This window comes from Lewinella sp., assembly GCF_050633125.1.
Classification (GTDB): Bacteria; Bacteroidota; Bacteroidia; order Chitinophagales; family Saprospiraceae; genus Lewinella.
In genome coordinates this window covers 1-623 of sequence record NZ_JBOEFX010000238.1, presented here as the reverse complement: position 1 = coordinate 623, position 623 = coordinate 1, and the positions used below count along the sequence as shown (strand labels likewise).

1 pseudogene is annotated in these 623 nt (G+C 49.0%); it reads right to left on the bottom strand.

Annotated features, from left to right (window positions below):
* Nucleotides 1-623: pseudogene (locus ACRBG0_RS28600) on the bottom strand (hypothetical protein); the annotation flags it as partial.

Sequence of the window (623 nt, the reverse complement as noted above, 5' to 3'; positions counted from 1 at the left end):
GTAATCGTTCCACTACGGTTGGCATCCGCTGCAATGCGGCGGTATGGGCCATCCAGTACATCCACGTTCAGGATGTGCTTGGAGATCTTAACGATATCAAAGGTGGTCACACCGTTCAGTGGGTTGGTATTCAGGTAAGGTGTTACCGAGTAATCACCTCCTAAAGCCAGGTTACTGAAGTTGTAGGTGCCGTCCGTATTCGTGGTCATCGTGGCAGTCATGCCGCCATTAATGCTCACTTCTACGCCTTCTACCGTTTCGGCATCTTCCGTCATGATGATACCTGCAATGGTACCTTCGTCTTCACCACCACAAGTGGTGTGTAGTTGTACCAGGATGTAGGTCTCACAGTAATCGTAGTTACCTTCTTCATCAAAGGCGTAAACATAAACTACCGTGTTCTGATCATCATCTTCGGTCAATACCAATCCGGTATCATCAGGGCTTGGTACAAAGTCAGGATCAGCTTCTACGTCAGCAGCGCGGTAAATAGCGTACTTGGTTACACGAGGTAGACCGTTGAACAGTTCTGGTCCTTGCCCCGTACAATCACTGATTGGGGAACCTTCAAAGTCACTGGCCCAAATAGCCATCGAACAGCCTTCGCCTTCATTTGGCATCAG